We start from the raw sequence: 2,175 nt of genomic DNA, 5'->3' as shown, positions 1-2,175 counted from the left end.
CCCTGCGTCCACTGCTGTTCTACCAGTCGCCCGCACCGTTGCAGGTGTGGTCGACGTCCAACCCGCGAGGTCCGCCCGCGCTCTCCTGAATTATCCGACTAACCTCAATTCAGGAGAAAACAATGAACAAGCATTTCCTCGCGTTCGCAATGTCGATCGCTTTTGCCGCTTCCGCAAGCGCGCAAGTTACCGTCAAAGACCCATGGATTCGGGCCACCGTGCCCGCAGCGAAAGCCTCTGGCGCTTTCATGCAGTTGCAATCGGCCCAGGACGCGCGCCTGGTCGAAGTGCGCACTCCAGTCGCCGATGCTGAAATCCACCAGATGAAGATGAAGGGCGACCGTATGAATATGGCGCCGGTCGATGGCGTCGATCTCCCGGCAGGCAAGCCGGTGGCGCTGGCGTCCGGCGGCTACCACGTGATGCTGATGCAGTTGAAACGCCAGCTGAAAGAAGGCGAAACCGTGCCGATGACCCTCGTGGTCGAAAACAAGAAAGACAAGAAGCGCACCAACGTTGAAGTGCAGGTGCCGGTCAAACCGCTGGGCTACAGCCCCGCGCAGCACTGAAAGGCCACAACATGAAACGCATTCTGATCGCCGCAGCTGCGCTGCTGGCCACGTCGGCACACGCCCACATCACGCTGGAACAGAAAACCGCTACCGCCGGCAGCTACCAGAAGCTGACCTTCCGCGTAGGCCATGGCTGCAAGGGCAGCCCGACGCGTGAAATCACCGTCACACTGCCGGAAGGCGTCAACGGCGCCAAGCCGATGCCCAAGCAGGGCTGGCAAATCAAGACTACGCCGAACAGCGTGACCTGGACTGGCGGCCCGCTACCGGACGAGTATTACGACGAATTTGTGATGCAGGTAAAACTGCCCGCCGACACCGGCACACGCTACTTCAAAGTGGCGCAGGTCTGTGAAAAGGGCAGCGAGGGCTGGGATGAGACCACGCCTGGCGGCAAGAACCCGGCGCCAGCGCTGGAGATTCAGCCTGCCGCGCCGAGCGAACACGCGCACCACTAAGGAGTCCCTATGCAACTGAAATACAAACCGCTGGCAGCGATGCTGGCGGCGATGGGCCTTTCCTGCGCGGCGCACGCGGACCACGTGGTGACCGTGACGGGCGGCCGTCCAACCTCGCTGCCGACGCAGATTCCGACCACGATTGAGGGCATCACTGGCGAGCAGATTGAAGATCGCATCAACGCGGTGGACGCCGAGGACGCGCTGAAATACCTGCCAAGCCTGAATGTGCGCAAGCGCTATGCAGGCGATTACGATCACGCCGTACTGGCCAGCCGCGCCTCCGGCACCGGCAACAGCGCGCGTTCGCTGGTGTACGCGGATGGCATTCTGCTGTCAAATCTGTTGGGCAATGGTGCGACGTTCACGCCGCGCTGGGGCCTAGTGACGCCGGAAGAAATCGAGCGCGTCGATGTGCTGTATGGCCCGTTCTCTGCAGCCTACGCGGGCAGCTCGGTTGGCGCAGTGGTGGACTACCAGACCCGCATGCCGACCAAACTGGAAGCGCACGTGAAGGTCAACGCCTTTGCGCAGGGCTTCGAGCAGTACGCGACGGATTCGCATCATTACGGCCGCCAGGGCAGCGCCTCGCTGGGCAATCGCAACGGCGCGCTGTCGTGGTGGGTGGACGTGTCGCGCCTGAATAGCGATGGGCAGCCGATCGCCTTTGCCAACAAGCTGCTATCTGCGGGCGTCAACAGCACGGCAGGCGTGCCGGTGACGGGCGCGGTGGCGGACAGGAACCCAGCCAACAAGGACTGGTACATCCTCGGCAGCACCAATCAGATTCACACGGTGCAGGATCACGCCAAGGTGAAGCTGGCCTACGACCTGTCGCCGACGCTGCGCGCCAGCTACACGCTGGGCTGGTGGCAGAACGATGCCGTGCGCAGTTCGGAATCCTATCTGCGCGACGCGGCAGGTAATCCGGTCTACAAGGGCGACATTAATATCAATGGCAAGCGCTTCACGTTGCTGCCTTCCGATTTCGCGCCAAGCCGCGGCGATCTTGAGCACATCATGCAGGGCCTCTCGCTGAAGACCCATGCCCGTGGCAGCTTCGACTGGGAAGTCGCGCTGAGCAAGTACGACTACGTGCGTGACCTGGTGCGTACGCCGACCGTGGCGGTGCCGGACCCGGATAC

3 protein-coding genes are annotated in these 2,175 nt (G+C 62.3%); all 3 read left to right on the top strand.

The window, feature by feature from the left end:
* The first annotated feature begins 122 nt into the window (after window positions 1–122).
* Window positions 123–569 carry a copper chaperone PCu(A)C gene (locus tag AB4Z11_RS30070; RefSeq protein ID WP_442029602.1) on the top strand — a complete coding sequence of 149 codons (447 nt, stop codon included), beginning with the start codon at window positions 123–125 and terminating at the stop codon, window positions 567–569.
* An 11-nt stretch (window positions 570–580) separates the two neighbouring features.
* The gene (locus AB4Z11_RS30065) at window positions 581–1,030 is read left to right on the top strand and encodes a YcnI family copper-binding membrane protein (RefSeq protein ID WP_442029600.1); all 450 of its coding nucleotides are present in this window, start codon (window positions 581–583) and stop codon (window positions 1,028–1,030) included.
* A 39-nt stretch (window positions 1,031–1,069) separates the two neighbouring features.
* A partial coding sequence (locus tag AB4Z11_RS30060; protein WP_442029603.1) for a TonB-dependent receptor plug domain-containing protein occupies window positions 1,070–2,175 on the top strand: 1,106 nt, incomplete at its 3' end.

The sequence above is a fragment of the Pseudoduganella sp. RAF53_2 genome, assembly GCF_052113985.1.
In the GTDB taxonomy this organism is placed as follows: domain Bacteria; phylum Pseudomonadota; class Gammaproteobacteria; order Burkholderiales; family Burkholderiaceae_D; genus Rugamonas.
Note: the sequence above shows the minus strand (reverse complement) of the source record. Positions and strands in the feature narration are given on the sequence as shown.